General features: G+C 60.9%; 8 protein-coding genes and 1 pseudogene. 8 read left to right on the top strand and 1 reads right to left on the bottom strand.

Annotated elements, in window-relative coordinates; translation table 11 throughout:
- The 5 genes and pseudogenes from VMR03_RS13520 to VMR03_RS13505 form a co-directional block, all read left to right on the top strand.
- Nucleotides 1–218: acyl-CoA dehydrogenase family protein (locus tag VMR03_RS13520; RefSeq protein WP_414693185.1), on the top strand; the 218-nt coding region annotated here is incomplete at its 5' end.
- Between the two features lie 142 nt (nucleotides 219–360).
- Nucleotides 361–621, top strand: coding sequence for an ExbD/TolR family protein (locus VMR03_RS13515; RefSeq protein ID WP_293325866.1), 261 nt, complete (start codon nucleotides 361–363; stop codon nucleotides 619–621).
- A 4-nt stretch (nucleotides 622–625) separates the two neighbouring features.
- The gene (locus VMR03_RS13510) at nucleotides 626–988 is read left to right on the top strand and encodes an ExbD/TolR family protein (protein WP_012110719.1); all 363 of its coding nucleotides are present in this window, start codon (nucleotides 626–628) and stop codon (nucleotides 986–988) included.
- Nucleotides 886–1215: pseudogene (locus VMR03_RS19010) on the top strand (transcriptional regulator domain-containing protein); the annotation flags it as partial. The gene VMR03_RS13510 and the pseudogene VMR03_RS19010, both read left to right, overlap by 103 nt.
- A 9-nt stretch (nucleotides 1216–1224) precedes the next feature.
- Nucleotides 1225–1812 (top strand): DUF2285 domain-containing protein, encoded by a 588-nt coding sequence (locus VMR03_RS13505; protein ID WP_325406071.1) that lies wholly within the window; start codon nucleotides 1225–1227, stop codon nucleotides 1810–1812.
- Nucleotides 1813–1818: 6 nt separating this feature from the next.
- On the opposite strand, the gene VMR03_RS13500 is transcribed toward VMR03_RS13505, so the two are convergent.
- Entirely contained in the window at nucleotides 1819–2094 is a 276-nt protein-coding gene (locus VMR03_RS13500) for a DNA -binding domain-containing protein (RefSeq protein ID WP_290891734.1), read from the bottom strand.
- An 86-nt stretch (nucleotides 2095–2180) separates the two neighbouring features.
- Between VMR03_RS13500 and VMR03_RS13495 the strand changes: the two genes are divergently transcribed.
- From VMR03_RS13495 to VMR03_RS13485, 3 genes are all read left to right on the top strand, one after another.
- Nucleotides 2181–2399, top strand: coding sequence for a helix-turn-helix domain-containing protein (locus VMR03_RS13495; RefSeq protein ID WP_290891735.1), 219 nt, complete (start codon nucleotides 2181–2183; stop codon nucleotides 2397–2399).
- Nucleotides 2400–2546: 147 nt separating this feature from the next.
- Nucleotides 2547–2789: a helix-turn-helix transcriptional regulator gene (locus VMR03_RS13490; protein ID WP_325406067.1), complete on the top strand. Its 243-nt coding sequence runs from the start codon at nucleotides 2547–2549 to the stop codon at nucleotides 2787–2789.
- Between the two features lie 235 nt (nucleotides 2790–3024).
- The coding region (locus tag VMR03_RS13485) for an ArdC-like ssDNA-binding domain-containing protein (RefSeq protein WP_325406065.1) at nucleotides 3025–3425 on the top strand (401 nt) is incomplete at its 3' end.

Below are 3425 nucleotides of genomic sequence, written 5' to 3'. Positions count from 1 at the left end.
AGCAGGCGTTGTCGGAGCTTGCCGTCGAAGCAGCCGCCTTCTACGCCATGCCGTTCCAGAGGGAACATTTGATGGGAATCGCCAATGAAGCGCCCGTCGGGCCCGCCTATGCGGTGAGCGTGACAAGTGCCTATAATTTCGGTCGCGCCGCTTCGATTTATGGCGGCTCGAACGAAATCCAGCGCAATGTCATCGCAAAGGCCGTTCTGGGACTTTGACGGACCATCCAGGATGCGTCCCTTTTTTATGTCAGTCCACCAACCCTTCAGGCTCAAGCCGCCCGCGAATAGCGCTTGAGCTGTTGATCGATATTGCCGAACTGGGTTTCGATCATGGTGAGGTGCTTGTCGTCCCCCAGGCGTGGCCGGAGAACATCGTGCGGCGGTCGACGGCGAAGGCGCCGTCTTCTGGAACAAAGAGAAGATGGCGGACAATCGCGAACTTTTGGACCGGATCAAGGAAGTGGCGGTGCTGGAGCCGCAACCGGAAGTCCATGTCCGGGGCGACCGGAATACGGGCTTCGAGTTCATCGGCCGGGTGACTGTCACCTGTCAGCGCGACGGCATCCAGAAGGTCGCCTTCATCACCGAGCCCGTCTCCGGCGCGGCGCAGCAGGAGTGAACCCATGGCCATGAATGTCGGCGACGGCAAGGAAGACGACGTGATGATGGAGGTCAACACGACGCCCCTGATCGACGTCATGCTGGTGCTGCTGATCATGCTGATCATCACCATCCCGATCCAGACCCATGCGGTGAAGCTCGACATGCCGCAGAACCTGTCAGCCCCGCCGCCCGAGACGGAGCCGCAGGTCGTCGATCTCGAACTCGACTTCGACGGCACGGTGTTCTGGAACGGTGTCCCCGTCCCGGACCCCGGCGCGCAATGCCTTCGCGACGGTCAAAGACCCGAACCCCATGTCACTCGCGCAGATATGGATCGTCCTCACCAGATGAGCGGTCCATTGACCATATCCGAACCGGAATAGAAGGCTCCGGCGACTTATCTCCTTTTCGAACCGGTCCCATGAAATGGCAAAACACAGAGCAATATGAGTGGCTTCAGGCCTTGTCGGCGCATGGGCTTGCGTGGGAATTTTTGCGCCGCAATCGCGCCTACAGGAGCGCGGCTGCAAATCTTGGCGTGACGTGGCCGCCGGATGGCAGCCCGCCCGATGAGACCTGGTCCGCCGGCGACCAAATGTCCGAGGCACGGGAATGGGGCTTGCTCCTTTTCGAAACGCCCGATCGCGACGCGCGCGAGGCGAATATTTTCTGGATGCCGGAGTTCTGCCCGAGTGTTCTTCCGGTCGTTGCGAGCCAGAATGTCGGTCACGTGTCGGGCCGGTTTCTGAATTTAAGCCGCCTGCGATGCCGCAATGTCCTCATCCCCGGAGAAGACATTCAACATCTTCTGTGCGCCGACCAGGGCCGGTTCCTGCAACTGTCTGTTACTGGCGAATGCCTTACGCGCCCGGTGCAGGTGCTTGCGAACGTCTTGCCCATGACGCCCTATTCGGAGACAAGATGGCGCGGCTTCAGGCGGCTGAACGACCTTGTGTGCACCGAGACGCTACGAACGAAATTTTATCCGCCGGACCTTGGCGCTCGACGCCTCTCCCGAGTTCTGCAGGCGCTGGACGGCTATCTCGCTGGAGCATCCCAGCGCGAGGTCGCGGTTGCGCTGTTCGGTGCGGAGCGTGTCGAGGCTGACTGGCGCGATCCGCGGAACCATCTCTGCGACCAAGTGCGCCGCGCCATTAGACGCGGCCGCGACCTGATGAATGGCGGTTATCTAAAATTGTTGCGATGAGGGAGCTCAGTGCGCCCCGGTAGTGAGAAGATGACGGTAACCATTATCCGACATCCATCTGGCACGGCGCAAGTGGCTCGCCAGGGCGTTGCGGGATCGCTCGGCCTCTCGCGCGGGGTCGATACCCAGAACGATCCTCGACATCGCCTCATCCGACGCGCCGGCTGCGACGGCGTCGAGCAACCGCAGATAAACGATCAGATGACGCTCGTCATAGTCGGTGATTGTCTCCGACCAAGGGACGTCCTCGACGATCTCTGGATTGAGTTCCGGCTTAGGCATGTCCCGCTCCGCTCATGGTTCCGTGCCATCCGAATAACATACTATAGTTGATAAACTTAAAGTATGTAATCCGCTGACCTTGGCGCATGGATATGCGCAAGACGGTCGGCGACAATGTCAGGCGGATCAGGCTCAAAAAGGGTCTGACCCAAGAACAGTTCGCCGAGATTTCCGGTTTCAGCCAGCAATACATCAGCGGGCTCGAACAAGGCCGCCGCAATCCAACCGTCGTGACGCTTTATGAACTCGCGACCGCGTTGGGTGTCAGTCATCTCGATCTCCTGCGTCCGGACAGATCGGGCTGAGACTCGATCACCTTGTTTTTCGGATGTGGCGAAGGGCGATCTCGTCCCATCAGTCAAGTTCGCACTGCATCAAAATATCCTAAAATGGGATAATCCGAAACTGGGATTATTTGGTCGGACCGTTTTGTCTCAAGCCGGTCCGGCCGAATGTCCAAGACCCTTCGCACGCCGCGTCAACGCAAGCTCTTGGCGCTGCTGATCAAGCTTCGCAAGGCGAAAGGCCTGACGCAGACGGATGTCGCCGCGCGGCTCAAGCGTACCCAATCCTTTGTCGCCAAATATGAAGGCGGCGAACGTCGTCTCGATGTTATCGAATTCGTCGACATCGTACAGGCGCTTGGCGACGATCCCGGTGAGGTTCTCAAGGAACTCTACAAGCCCAAGGGCTAAGGCCGCCGCGCTCTCGCGCGGCGTCTTGTTTGAAGTGTCTCCCCCTCACGCGTGATGGGCGGCGCTCCCTTCTAGGCCCGCCGCGGCAGGCCGCAACCCTCCGCTTGCGCTCCGGGTCCTCCACTTCGTTCCGGCCTTCGGTGCGTCCCGCCTCTGACGGCGGGCCTTCCGGTCGCTTCTCGCCGCCCATCCCGCTTCCGGGAGAGACGCGGCGGGTTTTGACGGGAGCTGGCCGATGCGCGGAGAACATAATCGTCAGACCGGGAGGCAGGCGGGGCCGCAGCTTTATGCCGATGTGACGGCAAAAATCGTCGCGGAGCTCGAAGCGGGCCGCGTGCCTTGGGTGCAGCCCTGGGACGAAGCGAAAGCGGGGCTCGGTCTGCCGCGCAATGCGGCGACGGGGAATGCCTATTCGGGGATCAATATCCTGATCCTCTGGAGCGCCGTCATCGAGCGCGGCTTCGCCGCCCAGAACTGGCTCACCTTCCGGCAAGCGCTTTCGCTTGGCGGCCATGTCCGCAAGGGCGAGAAGGGCGTGACCCTCGTTTATGCCGACCGCTTCACGCCCAAGGCGGAACGGGAACGCGCGGCGGCGGAGGGTGAGGAGGCCCGGAGCGTTCCCTTTCTCAAGCGCTT

Origin of the sequence: Parvibaculum sp. (assembly GCF_035511255.1) — a bacterium.
In the GTDB taxonomy this organism is placed as follows: Bacteria; Pseudomonadota; Alphaproteobacteria; order Parvibaculales; family Parvibaculaceae; genus Parvibaculum.
Note: the sequence above shows the minus strand (reverse complement) of the source record. Positions and strands in the feature narration are given on the sequence as shown.